Raw genomic sequence first — 15,231 nt, 5'->3', positions numbered from 1 at the left:
GTGGCGTCCCGGGATCAGCCGCGCGCCGCGCCTTCGCCGCCCCGGGGCTGGCCCACCAGCGCGTGCACCGTGAGGCCCACGGCTACGCCGATGGCGATGAAGATGGCCGAGTTCTGCGCCACGACGAGCCAGCCATAGGCTGTGAGGATGCCGTCGACCGAGCGGACATAATCGCCACCGCCGATCTGCGAGTGAAAGCTGTCGTCCCGCGAGATGCGCAGCCCGTTCAAGCGACCGAGGAGGATCGAGATCGCGGCGAAGGTCGCGGCGCAGGCCCCGCCCGTGAGCGCCGCACGGCCGCGGCCCACGGGCCGGGCCATGACGCGCCAGAGCAGCGGCGCGCCGATGAGCCAGCAGAGCGCGAAGGCGATGGGCAGGCCGATCCCCGCCACCCATGGCAGGAGCGTGAAGTACTGGATCAGGCGCCCGGGCTCCTCGATCAAGATGCCCGCGGCAGAGACGAGGCACCATCCGGCCCAGCCGAGAAGGGCCGAGAGGTTCACCGCGCACCGCCACTGCGCCCGGCTGTAGGCCCTCTCAGCCATATTGCGCGACAGGCGTGCCGGCGAGGGCTGTCATGTTGAGCAGGCCCCGCGCGGTGATCGCCGGGGTCACGATATGGCAGCGATTGCCCATGCCCATGAGGATCGGCCCCACCTCGAGCCCGTTGGCCTTGTATTTCAGGATGTTGCGGACCCCAGAGGCCGCGTCCGAGATGCCGAAAATGAGCACGTTGGCCTGCCCCTCGAGGCGCGATCCCGGGAAGATGCGCTCCCTGTTCTCCGGGCTCAGCGCGGTGGCGGCATGCATCTCACCCTCGTAGACGAAATCGCGCGGCGCGGCGTCGAGGAGCGCCATGGCCTCGCGCATGGCGCGGCCGGTGCCGCAATCGGTATCGCCGAACTGGGAGCGCGACAGCAGCGCGATCTTGGGCTCCACGCCAAATCGGCGCACGTGGCGCGCGGCGGCGATCGTCGTCTCGAGGAGCTGGGCGGGCGTGGGCTGGTCATGGACATGGGTGTCGGCCAGAAAGAGCGGCCCGTCCTCGAGGATCATCATGGAGAGCGCCCCCACCGGGTGCAGCGCACCCGATCCGCCGCTCAGGACCTCGCTCACGTAGCGCAGATGCCACTGGTATTGTCCGAACGTCCCGCAAATCAGGCTGTCTGCTTCCTCCCGCGCCACCATGACCGCCGCGATGGCGGTGGTGTTGGTGCGCATGACCGCGCGGGCGATGTCCGGCGTCACGCCGCGCCGTGCCATGAGGCTGTGATAAGTGCCCCAGTAGTCGCGGTAACGCGGGTCGTCGTTGGGGTTCACCACCTCGAAATCGCCGGGCCTGATCTTGAGGCCCGCGCGCTCGCAGCGCGCGGCGATGACATCGGGCCGGCCGATGAGGATCGGCGTCTCGGTGAGATCCTCGAGCGTCGCCTGTGCGCAGCGGAGCACGCGCTCGTCCTCTCCCTCGGCGAAGACGATCCGGCGCGAGGCGGTGGAGGCGGCCTCGAAGACCGGGCGCATGATGAGCGCGGAGCGGAAGACGGAGCCGTCGAGCTTGGCCTTGTACGCGGGCACGTCGAGCGGCCGTTTGGCCACGCCCGTCTCGATGGCCGCGCCCGCGACGGCGGAGGCCACCACGCCCATGAGGCGGGGGTCGAAGGGCTTCGGGATCAGGTAATCCGCGCCAAAGCTCATCTGCTCGCCCTTATAGGCCGCCGCGGCTTCCGCGCTCGTCGTCGCCCGTGCGAGCGCCGCGATCCCCTCGATGCAGGCGATCTCCATGGCGTCGTTGATCTCGGTGGCGCCCACGTCGAGCGCGCCCCGGAAAATGAACGGAAAACACAGGACGTTGTTGACCTGGTTCGGGAAATCGCTCCGCCCCGTGGCGATGATGGCCTTGGGCGCCACCGCGCGCACCTCGTCGGGCAGGATCTCCGGCGTGGGATTGGCGAGGGCAAAGACAATGGGCCGCTCGGCCATCCTGGCGACCATCTCGGGCTTCAGGACGCCCGGCCCCGAGAGCCCGAGGAAGAGGTCGGCTCCGTCGATGACCTCGCCCAGCGTCGCGGGCGTGCTGCCCTGCGCGTAGGCGTCCTTCTGCGGGGTGGAGTTGCCGCGCCCCTCGTAGACCAGCCCGTCGATGTCGCAGAGCCAGACATTCTCGCGGCGCACGCCGAGCTTGAGTAGCATGTCGAGGCAGGCGATGCCCGCCGCGCCGCCCCCGGTGGAGACGATCTTGATGTCTTCGAAGCTCTTGCCCGCCACGCGGAGCGCGTTCGTCGCCGCGGCACCCACGACGATGGCCGTGCCGTGCTGGTCATCGTGGAAGACCGGGATGTTCATCCGCTCGCGGCAGAGCTTTTCGACGATGAAGCAGTCGGGCGCCTTGATGTCCTCGAGGTTGATCGCGCCGAAGGTGGGCTCGAGCGCGCAGACGATGTCGGCGAGTTTTTCAGGGTCTGTCTCGTCGATTTCGATGTCAAAGCAGTCGATATTCGCAAATTTCTTGAAGAGGACGGCCTTGCCTTCCATCACCGGCTTCGACGCCAGCGCCCCGATATTGCCGAGGCCGAGCACGGCGGACCCGTTGGAGACGACGGCCACGAGATTGCCGCGGGCGGTGTAGTCGCGCGCGGCGTCGGGGTCTGCCACGATGGCGCTCGAGGCCTCCGCCACGCCCGGCGAATAGGCCCGGGCCAGATCGCGGCCATTGGCGAGCGGCTTCGTGGCGCGGATCTCGAGCTTTCCGGGCTTCGGCAAGCGATGGTAGGCGAGGGCGGGGCTTTCGGCGGTGCTTGTGCTGTTGTCGTCTGCCATGCGGCCCTCCCAAGCGGTTTTTCTTTTGCTATGCGGCGGGTCGCGCGTTGTCCACGGCGGAGCTGCACCCGTCCCGGGCTTGACCCGGGACCTCCGCCCGTGGAGGTACCCACGGAGGGAGATGTCCCGGGCAAGGTCCGGCACGCGAGAGAGGGCGGCGCATGCAGAACATCAGAGCAGAGGTCGTGCTGCCGGCCCGTGACGTGCGGGAGGATATCCCGTTCTTCACCAAGCGCCTGGGATTTCGCCTGGACGAGATCTACCCGGCCGATGACCCGCGCGTCGTGGTGCTGTCGGGCTTTGGCCTGCGGCTCAGGTTCGACGCGGGCCTCGAGGGCCCCCCGGGGCACCTGCGCATCCTCTGCGATGATCCCGTGCTCATCGCGGGCGGCGAGACCGAGCTCACCGCGCCCTCCGGCACGCGCGTGGAGATCGCGCCCCTCGCGGCACCGGTCGTGATGCCCCCGACGGAACACGATTTCGTCGTCCGCCGCCTCGCCGATCAGGCACCCTGGGTGATCGGGCGCGCGGGCATGCAGTACCGCGATCTCATCCCCTCGCGGCTCGGCGGTTCCATCATCGCCTCCCATATCCGGATCCCGGATGGCGGGCCCGTGCCCGACACGGTGCATTACCACTCCATCGGGTTTCAGCTCATCTTCTGCTACCGGGGCTGGGTCGATCTCGTCTACGAAGACCAGGGCGAACCCTTCCGCCTCCATGCCGGGAATTGCGTGATCCAGCCGCCGGAGATCCGGCACCGCGTGCTCTATGCCTCCGACAATATCGAGGTGATCGAGATCGGCGTGCCTGCGGAACACGTGACCACGATCGACCACGAGATGGAGCTGCCCACCGCCGCGCTGCGCCCTGAGCGGGACTGGGACGGGCAGCGCTTTGTCCATCACCGGGCCGAGGGGGCCGCGTGGCAGCCCTTCCGGCTGCCGGGCTTTGAGAGCCGGGACACCACGATCGCCGACCACACCGGCGGGGTGGCCCATGTCCACGTCGTCCGTCGCGGCGAGGGCACCCCCGCCTGGGCGTCCCACGACGCTGACATCCATTTCAGCTTCGTGATGGCGGGCGAGGTGACGCTCGAGGGAGAAGGGCAGGCGCCGCAGGTGCTCGCCGCCGGGGATGCCTTCGTCATCCCGCCGGGGCTGTCCACGCGCCTCAGTGCGCCGAGCGCGGATGTCGAGATCCTCGAAGTGGCGCTGCCCGGCGCCTTCCGGACCGAGATCACGCCCTGAACGGGGCTGGGGCGGCGTCCTTCGGATGCGGCGGCGATGCCCGACCGCGCCGGGCTAACGTCGCAGGAGAAGCGCGGCTGCGGCCAAGAATCTTGTCCCGGCTCGGTTGCCATTTTCCGCCGCACTGGCCAGAACGGAGAGATGTCTGACGATCTCCTAGCCGCTGCGCGTGCCGTCCGGGAAAATGCCCACGCCCCCTATTCCGATTTCAAGGTGGGGGCGGCGATCCGGACCGCCTCGGGCGCGATCTACGCGGGCTGCAACGTGGAGAACGTCGCCTATCCTGAGGGCACCTGCGCGGAAGCGGGCGCCATCGCGGCCATGGCCGCGGCGGGGGAATACGAGATCACCGAGGTCGCCGTCATCGCCGACAGCCCGGAGCCTGTGCCGTGCTGCGGCGGGTGCCGCCAGAAGCTTGCGGAATTCGGCGCGGCAGGCGTGCGCGTGACGCTGGCGACCACCGGCGGGGCGACGCTCGTCACCAGCATCGGCGCGCTGCTACCCGGCGCCTTCGGTGCCGCGCACATGGACAAAAGCTGAGCCCGTGGATGCGCGGCTCCTGATCGACGGTCTGCGGCAGGGCCACCGCCCCGCCGCCGAAGACCTCGCCGCCTTCGCGCGCGGTCTGGGAGACGGCACCGTGAGCGATGCGCAGGGCGGGGCCTTTGCCATGGCGGTCTGCCTGCAGGGGCTCGGGGAGGCGGGCCGCGTCGCGCTGACGACGGGCATGCGGGATTCGGGCGATGTGATGCGCTGGGATCTGCCGGGGCCCGTGCTCGACAAGCATTCCACCGGCGGGGTGGGCGATGCCGTCTCGCTTCTCCTCGCGCCCATGCTCGCGGCGCTCGGGGTCTTCGTGCCGATGATCTCCGGGCGGGGGCTCGGGCATACCGGCGGCACCCTCGACAAGCTCGAGGCGATCCCGGGCGTGAGCGTCGACGTGAGCACCGAAGAGCTGCGCGGCCTCGTGCGCGCGGCAGGGGCCGCCATCGTCGGGCCCACGGAGCGGATCGCTCCGGCGGACCGGCGGCTCTACCGGATCCGCGATGTCTCCGGCACGGTCCCGTCGCTCGATCTGATCACGGCCTCGATCCTCTCGAAAAAGCTCGCCGCCGGGCTCGAGGCGCTCGTGCTCGACGTGAAGGTGGGCTCCGGGGCCTTCATGAAGACATCGGGCGAGGCGCGCGCGCTGGCCCAGAGCCTCGTGACGACGGCCAACGGGGCGGGATGCCCCACGGCGGCGCTCATCACCGACATGTCCCAGCCGCTTCTGCCGGCCTTGGGAAACGCGCTCGAGGTGGCGGCCGTGATCGACGTGCTCCGCGGCGAGGCGCGGGGGCCCGTGGTGGAGGTGGCGCTCGCCCTCGGGGCGGAGCTTCTCGTCCTTTCGGGCGTCTGCGAGACGGAAGCGGAGGCCAACCTCAAGCTCACCCGCGCGCTCGAGAAGGGGCAGGCGGCGGAGCGCTTCGCGCGGATGATCAGCGCGCAGGGCGGGCCGGAGAGCATCGTCGAGCGCCCCGGCGGGCACCTCGCCCAAGCCCCTGTCCAGCGCCCGGTGGAGGCCCCGGAGGACGGGTTCGTCACCGGCTGGGACGGCACGGCTCTCGGCCACGCGGTGGTGGCGCTCGGCGGCGGGCGACGGGTGGAGACCGACCGCATCGACCCGGCCGTGGGGCTCTCGCACGTGGCGCCCCTGGGCACCTCCGTGGAGGCCGGTGCCCCGCTGGCCTTCGTCCATGCGGCCAGCGAGGACGCCGCCGAGGCTGCCATCGCAGCCGTGCGCGCGGCAGTGGAGGTCGCTGGTGAACGGAGGGTCTCCCCGGACCTCATCCACGATCGGATCGGGCCATGAGCCGCGCGTTTCTCGTCGTCCTCGACTCCGTAGGCATCGGTGGTGCGCCTGACGCCGCCGATTTCGGAGACGAGGGAGCCAATACCGTGGGCCACATCGCGGAGACGGGCCTCGATGTCCCCCACCTGAGTGCGCTGGGCCTCGGCGCGGCGCTCGGGGCCGCCTCGGGCGTGGCGGCCCTCGGCCCCTGGAAAGCGGGGCATTGGGGCGCGGCCACCGAGGTGTCGCCCGGTAAGGACACGCCGTCAGGCCATTGGGAGCTCGCTGGCCTCCCCGTGCCGTGGGACTGGCACTTCTTCCCCCACGGAGTGCCGGCTTTCCCGGACGAGATCACCCGCGCCGCCGCGGAGGCCGCGGGCACCGACGGCATCCTCGGCAATTGCCACGCCTCCGGTACGGAGGTCATCGCGCGCCTCGGGGAAGAGCACCTGCGGACGGGATGGCCCATCTGCTACACCTCCGCCGACAGCGTCTTTCAGATCGCGGCCCACGAGGAAGCGTTCGGCCTCGATCGGCTGCTCGACCTCTGCAAGGCGCTCGCGCCACGGCTCCATGCCATGAAGGTAGGCCGGGTCATCGCGCGGCCCTTCGTGGGCGCGCCGGGCGCTTTCGAGCGTACCGGCAACCGCAAGGATTACGCGATCCTGCCGCCCGCCGACACGCTCTGCGACTGGGCTGAGAAGGCCGGGCGCCCCGTCCACGCCGTGGGCAAGATCGGCGACATCTTCTCCATGCGCGGGATCAGCGACGTCGTGAAGGGCTCGGACCGCGCCCTCTTCGAGCACCTCGTGCGCCTCGGAGAAGAGGCCGAGGACGGCAGTCTGACCTTCGCCAATTTCGTGGAATTCGACAGCCTCTACGGCCACCGGCGCGATATCCCGGGATACCGGGCGCATCTCGAATGGTTCGACGGCGCGCTGCCGCGCCTTCTCGAAACCCTGCGCGCGAGCGACATGCTCGTTATCACCGCCGATCACGGGAACGATCCGAGCTGGCCGGGAACGGAACACACGCGGGAGCAGGTGCCGGTCCTGATCCATCGGCCTGGCGATCCCGGCGGGGCGCTGCCCCCCATGGCCTTCGCCGATGTGGGTGCCACCGTGGCCGCTCATCTGGGGCTCGCCTCCGAAGGGCCGGGGAGGGCCGTGCTGTGAGCTATAAGGACATGCCCAAGATCGAGCTTCATCTCCATCTCGAAGGGGCCGCGCCGCCGGACTTCATCCGCGGCCTCGCCGCCGAGCAGGGCAAGGACCTGAGCGCGATCTTCAAGCCCGATGGCGGCTATGCCTACCGCGATTTCGACCACTTCCTGAGCGTCTACGAGGCGGCCTGTTCCGTCCTGACGGGTCCCGACGCCTTCAAGCGGCTCACGCAGGCGGTGCTCGAGGAGCTTGCGGCGCAAGGCGTCGTCTATGCCGAGACCTTCGTGAGCCCCGATTTCTGCGGCGGCGGCGACGTGGGCGCATGGCGCGAATATCTCGCCGCCATGGAGGAGGCGCATGTGGAAGGGGTGACGCTCAAGGGCATCGTCACGGCAATCCGCCATTTCGGACCCGAGCGCTCCAAGGCGCCCGCACTCTGCGCGGCGGAGACCTTCGGCAGCTTCGTGCGCGGCTTTGGCATCGCCGGGGCGGAGCTCATGGGCAAGCCGTCGGAGTTCACCTGGGCCTTCGATTGCGCCCGCGAAGCGGGGCTGCACCTCACCGGCCATGCCGGGGAATGGGGCGATGCGGCCAGCATTCGCGACGCCTGGCAGACATGGGGGCTCGCGCGGATCGGGCATGGCGTGCGCGCCGCCGAGGACCCCGCGCTGATGGACGATCTGGCGGAGGCGGGCGTGACGCTTGAATGCTGCCCGGGCTCGAACGTGTTTCTCGGGGTCTATCCGAGCCTCGACAAGCACCCGATCGAGACCCTCCGCGCGCGCGGCGTGAAGGTCACCGTTTCCACCGATGATCCGCCCTTTTTCGACACCACCATGACCCGCGAATTCGACGGGCTCGCCCGCACCTTCGGCTGGGGCGAAGAAGACTTCGCGGAGATGAACGCCAACGCGCTCGCCGCGGCCTTCTGCGATGAAGAGACCCGCGCCGAGATCGCCAAAAGACTGGACCAGCCATGACCAAGCTCACCATCGTCACGCACCCGCTCGTGCAGCACAAACTGACGCTCATGCGGGAACGGGACACGCCCACAGCGGTCTTCCGCCAGCTCCTGCGGGAGATCAGCCAGCTCCTCGCCTACGAGGTCACGCGCGCGCTGCCGCTCACCAAGAAAACGATCGACACCCCCATCGAAGAGATGGAGGCGCCGACGCTGGCGGGCAAGAAGCTGGCGCTGATCTCCATCCTGCGGGCGGGCAACGGGCTCCTCGACGGGGTGCTGGAGCTCATCCCCTCGGCGCGGGTGGGCTTCATCGGGCTCTACCGCGACGAGGCGACGCTGGAGCCGGTGGAGTACTATTTCAAGGTCCCGGAGGCGCTGGGCGAGCGGGTGGTGATTGCCGTCGATCCCATGCTGGCCACCGGCAACAGCTCCATCGCGGCCATCAATAAGCTCAAGGAGGCCGGTGCGCGCGATATCCGCTTCCTGTGCCTTCTTGCGGCGCCGGAGGGGGTCGCGGCCATGCAGGCGGCCCATCCGGACGTGGAGATCGTCACAGCGGCAGTGGACGCGCGCCTCAACGAGAAAGGATATATTGTGCCCGGCCTAGGGGATGCGGGTGATCGCATGTTCGGCACCAAATAAAGGGTCTGCGCGCTTTACTCAGTAGGGCAATTGGTGCATCTTACCCCAACATTTTGTGTTGGGGGATACATATGCGACTTTCATCCATGGCCGCTGCTGCCCTGATCGCGGGGCTGGGCTTCGCCTCCAGCGCCTCCGCCAAATCGCTCGCCGAAGGGTCGATCCCGGTGAACTTCCCCCCGGCCAGCTACGAAGGGCGGAGCTTCGTGGACAATGACGGATGCGTCTACCTGCGCGCCGGGGTGGACGGGAACGTGACCTGGGTACCCCGGGTCTCGCGCAACAGGCGGGTCATCTGCGGGCAGACGCCGACCTTCGGCGCGCCGTCTCGCGTGGCCGCGGCCCCGGCTCCGAGCGCCGCACCGGCCCCGAGCGCCACCCCAGCTCCGGCAGCCACGCCCGCGCAGGCCCCGCGACAGGCTCGTGCCGCCGCCGCGCCGCAACCCACAGCCGCACCGCGCACCGTGCGTCGCGTGGCAGCCGCGCCCGTGCTTGCCGCGCCTGCGCCCGCCGCGCCCCAACCGACGCAGGCCGCGCCGACGACCCAGACAGCCCAGACACAGCGCCTCGGCCCTACCGGTGGGCCGGGCAATTGCCCGAATGCCGACGCCGTCTCCAATGCATGGCACAACGCCACGGGCGTGCGCTGCGGACCGCAGGCCCAGAGCCCATCCTCGGGCATCCGCGTTATCTCCGCCGGTGCGGGCACCGCCGCCGTGGCCACGCGCGCCGCGCGCACGGTCTCCGTCCCCGCGATTCCGAAGGGCTATGAGGCGGCCTTCGACGATGGCCGGCTCAACCCGCAGCGTGGGCTTCCGGGCCGCGTGGACGTGGTCGCCGGTGTCACCGGCACGGCGCAGGGCTACGACCTGGCCTGGACCCGCTCGAAGCCGCACCGCCTCTATGACCGCCGCACGCGCCGGGTCGTGGGGCACGAGTTCCCCGGGCTGACCTATCCGAACACTGATGTCAGCAGCATCACCCGCCGCGATATCGCCGCCACCTACCGGGCGACGCCTGCGAACCGGGTGGGGGAGACCACGGCACAGGCGGCGGCAGGCCCAGCTGCCACGACACAGGCGACCGGGCAGAGCCCGGTGATCGCCACCCGCTCCGCGCCCGCCGTCACGGCGGCCCCTGCGCGCACGTTGGCCAACCGGCACATCCAGGTCGCGACTTTCGCGGACATGGAAGCGGCCAGGAGCGCGGCGCAAAAGCTGGCCAATGCAGGGATCCCCACGCGTATCGGCAAGTACACGCGGCAGGGGCAGAAGCGGCAGGTCATCGTGCTCGGGCCCTTTGCCAACGCCGCCGATCTCGATCGCGCGCTGGGCATCACGCGGGCGCAGGGCTTCACGCGGGCCTTCGCGCGCAAGTAGGCCCCTGCGTGGGCCCCTGCGCCTCAGCCGGCGCAGATTTCCTGAAGAGCGAGCCAGTCGCCGTCCTCGATGGGCTGCTCTGGCGGCGCGAGGGCGAACGGGTCCGCCTCAATGAGGCCGAGGGTCGTCTCGCCAGTGATGTCCACCGCATAGGCGAACGGGGTCGCCGCGACCCCACGCTCGGCAAAGGCGCGCAAGAGCGGCTCCTCGGGCACGGCGCGCGGCGGCGCGAGCAGCACGGCCTCGGCATAGCTTTCATAGGTCCGCGCGGAGAGGGCGCCCGTGGTCAGAAGCTGCATCGCGCCGAATGCCCCCGTATGCTCGAGAAGCTTGCCCAAGGGATCATGGACCTCCGCCCGCGCGATCTGCGCCACGACATAGCCCGCCAGCACCGCCGGATCGTCGTGATCTTCGATCACCGCGCGCCCGATGAGGATCTGCCCGCCGGGCAGCGCCGCCGTGGAGCGCAGACCATCGCGCAGGACATGGAGCGTGGCCTCCGGCGCCACGCGCGCCTCGAGCCGCCGGAGCGCGGCCGTCCCGAAAGGATCGGCGCAGGGTTGGCCCGCGATGCGCGCCGTCTCGGCCAGGAGCTGTCGCCCGATTTCCTCGCGCTTGACCTCGGGCAGCACGCGCAGCGTGTGCTCCTTCACCGCGCCGGGGAGCCAGAACACTCCGAGCCAGGCGAGGGTGGCCGTCGTGACGCCGAGGATCGCCCAGCGCAGGCGCCCGGGCTTCGGCCGCGCGCGCTGGATGGCGCGCTGCACCTGCCCGATGGCGTCGATCATGTGCGGATCTTCGATTTCGAGGGTCTCGGTCTCTTCCCCTGCGGCCGGCGCGAACAGGGCGGGGAGGTCTTTCGGGTTCACGCGGTCCACCGCCGCCAGCGACCAATGGGTAAGCGGGCGACCGGCGGTGTCGGAAATCACGAGCGTCGCATCGCCGAAGGACACCACGACCTCGCGCAGCTGTGCCTCCGCGTCAGCGCGCCAAAGGCCGGACGTCTCGAGCCGGACATATTCCTTGAGGGCTGTCATGTGAGTGGCTGCTCTGCCTTGTTTCCAAGGAAGATAGCCGATGCGCGCGCGTCCGGCAAACGCCGTCCCACGGGCCTAGGCGAGGTCCGCTGCCACTTTCCTCAGCTCGAATTTCTGGATCTTGCCGGTGGAGGTCTTGGGCAGCTCCATGAACTCCACGCGCTTCGGCGTCTTGAAGCCCGCGAGCCGTTCGCGGGCGAAGGCGATGAGCTCCTCGGCGCTCGCTTCTTTGCCGTCCTTGAGTTCGACAAAGGCGCAGGGCACCTCGCCCCACTTCTCGTCGGGCTTCGCGACGACGGCACATAGGGAGACGTTGGGGTGATGCATGAGCACGCCCTCGACCTCCACGGAAGAGACATTCTCGCCGCCGGAGATGATGATGTCCTTGGCGCGGTCGGCGATCTGGACGTAGCCGTTGGGGTGCCTGAGGGCGATGTCGCCAGAATGGAAATGCCCCCCGGCAAAGGCCTCTTCCGTGGCCTCGGGGTTCTTTAGGTAGCCTTTCATGACCGCGTTGCCCCGGATCACGATCTCGCCTGTGGCCGCGCCGTCGCGCGGGATTGGGGTGCCATCCGAGCTCACCACGTCGAGCCCCTCCATCATTGGGAAGGCCACGCCCTGCCGTGCCTTCATCGCGGCCTTCTCGGCTTGCGGGAGCGCGTCCCAGGCGGTGTCCCAGAGGCACTCGGTGACGTGGCCGTAGGTCTCGGTGAGCCCGTAGACCTGGGTCACGTTGAAGCCCAGATCGCCGATGGCGGCGAGGGTGGCGGCGGCGGGCGGCGCACCGGCTGTGAAGACTTCCACGGTGTGATCAAAGGGGCGGCGCGCGCTTTCGGGCGCGTTGACGATCATGTTGAGCACGATGGGGGCCCCGCCGAAATGCGTCACCCCGTGATCAGCGATGGCATCGTAGATCGCGCCCGGCGTGATATCACGGCAGCAAACGACAGCCCCGCCGAGGACGGGCATCATCCACGAATGGTTCCAGCCGTTGCAATGGAAGAGCGGGACGATGGCGAGGTAACGGGGGAGGAGCGTCATCCGCCAGGAGATGACCGTGCCCATCGTCATCAGGTAGGCACCGCGGTGATGGTAGACGACGCCCTTTGGACGCCCCGTCGTGCCCGAGGTGTAGTTGAGCGCGAGGCTCTCCCATTCATCCTCCGGCATCACCCAGGCGAAGTCGGCGTCTCCCTCCGCGATGAGGTCTTCGTAAGTCGGGTAGCGGCCCGTGGCGGGATGGCCCGCCGCCGCGTCCGGCACCTCGATGATTTGAGGGGCCGTGCCCTCCACGGCCGCGCAGGCGGCCTCGGCGAGGTCCATGAACTGGGTGTCGACCAGCGCGACCTTGGCCGCACCGTGATCGAAGATGTAGGCCACGGTGGCCACGTCGAGGCGGATGTTGATCGTGTTGAGCACCGCGCCCGTGGCGGGGACGGCGAAATGCGCCTCCACTTGCGCGGGCACGTTGGGCAGGATCGTGGCCACCACGTCGCCCGGGTTCACGCCGCGGGCCGCGAGGGCCGAGGCGACGCGGCTCACGCGGTCATGGTACTCCGCGTAGGTCAGCGAAAGATCTCCGTAAATCAGCGCGGTACGCTCCGGAAAGACCTCGCGCGCACGGCGCAGATGGGAGAGCGGCGTCAGCGGCACGAAATTCGCCGCGCGCTTGTCCAAGCCTACTTCGTCCTGCATCCAGCCCATGTCGCTTCCTCCCGTTTGGGCTGTCGTTATGGGGCGTGCGCGGCTGATTGCAAAGGGGCAAGGGAGGGGCATGGCCAGTCTCGACGAGCTTCCGCGCCTGAGCGCGCCCGATGGGCTGAAGGCGGCGGGGCTCGCTGTGGCGGGTATGGCGCTCATCGGGGTGGGTGACAATGCCATGCCCGAGGTCGCCGCGCATATGGGGCTCGCGCAGTTTCAGGTGGTGCGCTCGGGCATGGCGCTGGCGCTCATGCCCCTCGTCCTGATCTGGACGCGGCAGCGCCTCTGGCCGGTCAATCCATGGGGCGTGTTGGGTCGGTCGGCTCTTCTGACGGTCGCCATGGGCTTTTACTTCGCGAGCGTGGGCTTTCTCTCGGTGGCGCAGTCGCTGGCGGGGGTCTTCACCGCCCCGCTCTGGGTGATGCTCGTGACCCGTGCGCAGGGGCGGTCCGTGGATGGCCCTACCGCGGCCTGGATCATCCTCGGCTTCTTTGGCTGCCTCGCGGTGGTTCAGCCTGACCCGAGAGAGCTTGGCTGGCTGGCATTGGGGCCGCTTCTCGCGGGATTTTTCTACGGCATGACGGGCAAGGTCACGCGGTCCTGGACGGGGCAGGAAAGCGCATGGACGCTGGTTTCTGTTTATCTCGCGATGATCGGCTTGGCGGGGCTTCTGGCGCTGCCGTTTCTCGATCCCGAGAGCACGGATTACCTGAGCCGGGGGTGGGTGTCGGTGCCGCCTCATGTGCTCGCGCTCTGCTTTGCGCAGGCGCTCGTGGCGCTCGTCTCGGTGACGCTGCTCGCGCGGGCCTACCAGCTTGCCGCGCCAGCCTTCGTGGGGGCCTTTGAATATAGCGTGCTCCTCGTGGCCGCCGCCGTGGGCTTCGCCATCTGGGGGCACGAGATCGGGCCGCTCGGCCTCTCGGGGATCGCGCTTCTCCTTGTCTCGGGGGCGGCGCTCGCCTGGCGGGGAGACCGGGCGTGATCTACTCGCCCGAACGCGGATACCTCTTCATCCACATCCCCAAGACGGGCGGCACCTCGCTTGCCATGGCACTGGAAGCAAGGGCAAAACCGGGCGACATCATGGCCGGGGACACGCCGAAGGCCCGACGCAGGCGCCAGCGCCTGAAGGGATTGCCGGCCCGCGGGCGGCTTTGGAAGCACTCCATGCTCAGCGATCTCGACGGCTGGCTCGGGACGGATGACCTCGACGCGTTGGTCGTCTTCACGCTGGTGCGGAACCCGTGGGATCGCATGGTGAGCTACTACCACTGGCTGCGGGCCCAGAGCTTCGAGCATGAAGCGGTGACGCTGGCGAAGTCGCTCGACTTCGGCGCTTTTCTCGCCCATCCGCACACTGCTGCCTCGCTCGCCGCGGCGGATTATGCGGGATATGTCACCGACGCGGAGGGGCGCGAAAGATGCAGCTTTTTCATACGGTTGGAGCATTTCGTGGAGGACGTCGCACCGCTCGAGGCGCATCTGGGCTTCCGCGTGCACCTTCCCCACGAGAACCGCTCGGATCGCCCCGCGGACTACCGCACGGCCTATTCAGACGCCGAATCGGAGCGCGTCGCAAAGCTCTGCGCCACCGATATCGCGCGCTTCGGCTACCGCTTCGACGGCTAGATTGAAACGCGGCTGGAAACAATCGCGCGGCCGCCACGCATTTGACGCTAACTTTTCATAAAATGCCCCATTCTTGCCGCGCGCTGCCCCAAAGCTGGCCCCGGCGCGCCCCCATCCTGCCGGGGTGGTGCCTCGACTGCCCGAGGCGCCCGCTGCCAAGCACATGTTCATGGGGATGGACACATGTTCGATTTGAAAGAGGCCCTCGAGCCTTCCGGTCCGCCTGCGGATAGCCTTCCGATCAATCGCCGCTCGGGCCTCTTGCACAGCACCCGCGTGGCCACGCCCGGCGGCTGGCGCGTGGCCGAGAGCATCGCCCTGGGCGACGAGGTGCTGACATTCGACAACGGATTCCAGCGGGTCACCGGGATCGAGCGCGTGCTCAACTGGCCTGACAATGCGAGCTGCCCCGACCATGCCGCGCCCTTCGAGGTGCCGGCCCACGCGCTGGGCAACAGCGAACGGCTCCTGATGCTGCCGAACCAGCTTGTGCTTGTGGAGAGCGATCTCGCTGAGCAGATGACTGGCGATCCCTTCGCGCTTTTGACCGTGGAGATGCTCGCGGGCTGGAAAGGCATTTCTCGCGTCACGCCCCGGGCGCCGCATCTCGTGATCGTGCTGCATTTCGAGCAGGACGAGGTGATCTATGCCGGGGACGGGGCGCTGCTGCACTGCCAATCCGACGCCGGCATCCTCGATTATATCCATGGCGAGGTGGCTTATCTGCCGCTCGAGCGTGCCGAAGCTCGGGCCGTGGTCGAGGACCTGCACGCCCGGGAAGTGCTGGCGGCCTGAGCCTCCTGTGATCGCCCCGCATG

Annotated in this window: 14 protein-coding genes; 10 read left to right on the top strand and 4 right to left on the bottom strand. The window is 69.0% G+C overall.

The genetic code is table 11. The features are described from left to right. Positions 1 to 14: 14 nt before the first annotated feature. The gene (locus AAFM92_08695) at positions 15 to 545 is read right to left on the bottom strand and encodes a hypothetical protein (protein MEL7300444.1); all 531 of its coding nucleotides are present in this window, start codon (positions 543 to 545) and stop codon (positions 15 to 17) included. After that, entirely contained in the window at positions 538 to 2,817 is a 2,280-nt protein-coding gene (locus AAFM92_08690; protein ID MEL7300443.1) for an NADP-dependent malic enzyme, read from the bottom strand. The genes AAFM92_08695 and AAFM92_08690 overlap by 8 nt, the downstream gene beginning before the upstream one ends. Before the next feature lie 161 nt (positions 2,818 to 2,978). On the opposite strand from AAFM92_08690, the gene AAFM92_08685 reads away from it, so the two are divergent. The 7 genes from AAFM92_08685 (at position 2,979) to AAFM92_08655 (ending at position 10,046) form a co-directional block, all read left to right on the top strand. Beyond that, complete coding sequence (locus AAFM92_08685; GenBank protein ID MEL7300442.1) at positions 2,979 to 4,067, top strand: cupin domain-containing protein; 1,089 nt, start codon at positions 2,979 to 2,981, stop codon at positions 4,065 to 4,067. A gap of 141 nt (positions 4,068 to 4,208) precedes the next feature. Then, entirely contained in the window at positions 4,209 to 4,607 is a 399-nt protein-coding gene (locus AAFM92_08680) for a cytidine deaminase (GenBank protein MEL7300441.1), read from the top strand. Positions 4,608 to 4,611: 4 nt separating this feature from the next. Further along, complete coding sequence (locus tag AAFM92_08675; GenBank protein ID MEL7300440.1) at positions 4,612 to 5,919, top strand: thymidine phosphorylase; 1,308 nt, start codon at positions 4,612 to 4,614, stop codon at positions 5,917 to 5,919. Then, positions 5,916 to 7,073, top strand: coding sequence for a phosphopentomutase (locus tag AAFM92_08670; protein ID MEL7300439.1), 1,158 nt, complete (start codon positions 5,916 to 5,918; stop codon positions 7,071 to 7,073). The genes AAFM92_08675 and AAFM92_08670 overlap by 4 nt, the downstream gene beginning before the upstream one ends. Positions 7,074 to 7,084: 11 nt before the next feature. Next, positions 7,085 to 8,041 (top strand): adenosine deaminase, encoded by a 957-nt coding sequence (locus AAFM92_08665; protein MEL7300438.1) that lies wholly within the window; start codon positions 7,085 to 7,087, stop codon positions 8,039 to 8,041. Continuing rightward, positions 8,038 to 8,667, top strand: a complete 630-nt coding sequence (upp, locus tag AAFM92_08660) for a uracil phosphoribosyltransferase (GenBank protein MEL7300437.1) — start codon at positions 8,038 to 8,040, stop codon at positions 8,665 to 8,667. The genes AAFM92_08665 and upp overlap by 4 nt, the downstream gene beginning before the upstream one ends. Before the next feature lie 86 nt (positions 8,668 to 8,753). Beyond that, on the top strand, positions 8,754 to 10,046 hold the full coding sequence (locus AAFM92_08655; protein MEL7300436.1) for an SPOR domain-containing protein: 1,293 nt from the start codon (positions 8,754 to 8,756) through the stop codon (positions 10,044 to 10,046). A gap of 23 nt (positions 10,047 to 10,069) precedes the next feature. Here AAFM92_08655 and AAFM92_08650 read toward each other — a convergent pair whose 3' ends face one another. After that, positions 10,070 to 11,083 carry a hypothetical protein gene (locus AAFM92_08650; GenBank protein ID MEL7300435.1) on the bottom strand — a complete coding sequence of 338 codons (1,014 nt, stop codon included), beginning with the start codon at positions 11,081 to 11,083 and terminating at the stop codon, positions 10,070 to 10,072. 75 nt (positions 11,084 to 11,158) lie between these two features. Continuing rightward, a complete protein-coding gene (locus tag AAFM92_08645) occupies positions 11,159 to 12,787 on the bottom strand; it encodes an AMP-binding protein (protein ID MEL7300434.1) in 1,629 nt (542 codons plus the stop codon). Positions 12,788 to 12,857: 70 nt separating this feature from the next. Between AAFM92_08645 and AAFM92_08640 the strand changes: the two genes are divergently transcribed. The 3 genes from AAFM92_08640 (at position 12,858) to AAFM92_08630 (ending at position 15,208) form a co-directional block, all read left to right on the top strand. Then, complete coding sequence (locus AAFM92_08640; GenBank protein ID MEL7300433.1) at positions 12,858 to 13,766, top strand: DMT family transporter; 909 nt, start codon at positions 12,858 to 12,860, stop codon at positions 13,764 to 13,766. After that, complete coding sequence (locus tag AAFM92_08635) at positions 13,763 to 14,413, top strand: sulfotransferase family 2 domain-containing protein (protein ID MEL7300432.1); 651 nt, start codon at positions 13,763 to 13,765, stop codon at positions 14,411 to 14,413. Before AAFM92_08640 ends, AAFM92_08635 begins: the two co-directional genes overlap by 4 nt. A 183-nt stretch (positions 14,414 to 14,596) precedes the next feature. After that, positions 14,597 to 15,208: a Hint domain-containing protein gene (locus AAFM92_08630; protein MEL7300431.1), complete on the top strand. Its 612-nt coding sequence runs from the start codon at positions 14,597 to 14,599 to the stop codon at positions 15,206 to 15,208. The last annotated feature ends 23 nt before the right edge of the window (positions 15,209 to 15,231 follow it).

Source organism: Pseudomonadota bacterium, assembly GCA_038533575.1.
Classification (GTDB): Bacteria; Pseudomonadota; Alphaproteobacteria; order Rhodobacterales; family Rhodobacteraceae; genus Shimia_B.
Note: the sequence above shows the minus strand (reverse complement) of the source record. Positions and strands in the feature narration are given on the sequence as shown.

Bases quoted from the DNA above. Each gene is read 5' to 3' on its own strand.
- AAFM92_08690 (MEL7300443.1), bottom strand. From the start codon at position 2,817: ATGGCAGACGACAACAGCACAAGCACCGCCGAAAGCCCCGCCCTCGCC.
- AAFM92_08695 (MEL7300444.1), bottom strand. From the start codon at position 545: ATGGCTGAGAGGGCCTACAGCCGGGCGCAGTGGCGGTGCGCGGTGAAC.
- AAFM92_08670 (MEL7300439.1), top strand. From the start codon at position 5,916: ATGAGCCGCGCGTTTCTCGTCGTCCTCGACTCCGTAGGCATCGGTGGT.
- upp (MEL7300437.1), top strand. From the start codon at position 8,038: ATGACCAAGCTCACCATCGTCACGCACCCGCTCGTGCAGCACAAACTG.
- AAFM92_08680 (MEL7300441.1), top strand. From the start codon at position 4,209: ATGTCTGACGATCTCCTAGCCGCTGCGCGTGCCGTCCGGGAAAATGCC.
- AAFM92_08655 (MEL7300436.1), top strand. From the start codon at position 8,754: ATGGCCGCTGCTGCCCTGATCGCGGGGCTGGGCTTCGCCTCCAGCGCC.
- AAFM92_08665 (MEL7300438.1), top strand. From the start codon at position 7,085: ATGCCCAAGATCGAGCTTCATCTCCATCTCGAAGGGGCCGCGCCGCCG.
- AAFM92_08685 (MEL7300442.1), top strand. From the start codon at position 2,979: ATGCAGAACATCAGAGCAGAGGTCGTGCTGCCGGCCCGTGACGTGCGG.
- AAFM92_08630 (MEL7300431.1), top strand. From the start codon at position 14,597: ATGTTCGATTTGAAAGAGGCCCTCGAGCCTTCCGGTCCGCCTGCGGAT.
- AAFM92_08640 (MEL7300433.1), top strand. From the start codon at position 12,858: ATGGCCAGTCTCGACGAGCTTCCGCGCCTGAGCGCGCCCGATGGGCTG.
- AAFM92_08645 (MEL7300434.1), bottom strand. From the start codon at position 12,787: ATGGGCTGGATGCAGGACGAAGTAGGCTTGGACAAGCGCGCGGCGAAT.
- AAFM92_08650 (MEL7300435.1), bottom strand. From the start codon at position 11,083: ATGACAGCCCTCAAGGAATATGTCCGGCTCGAGACGTCCGGCCTTTGG.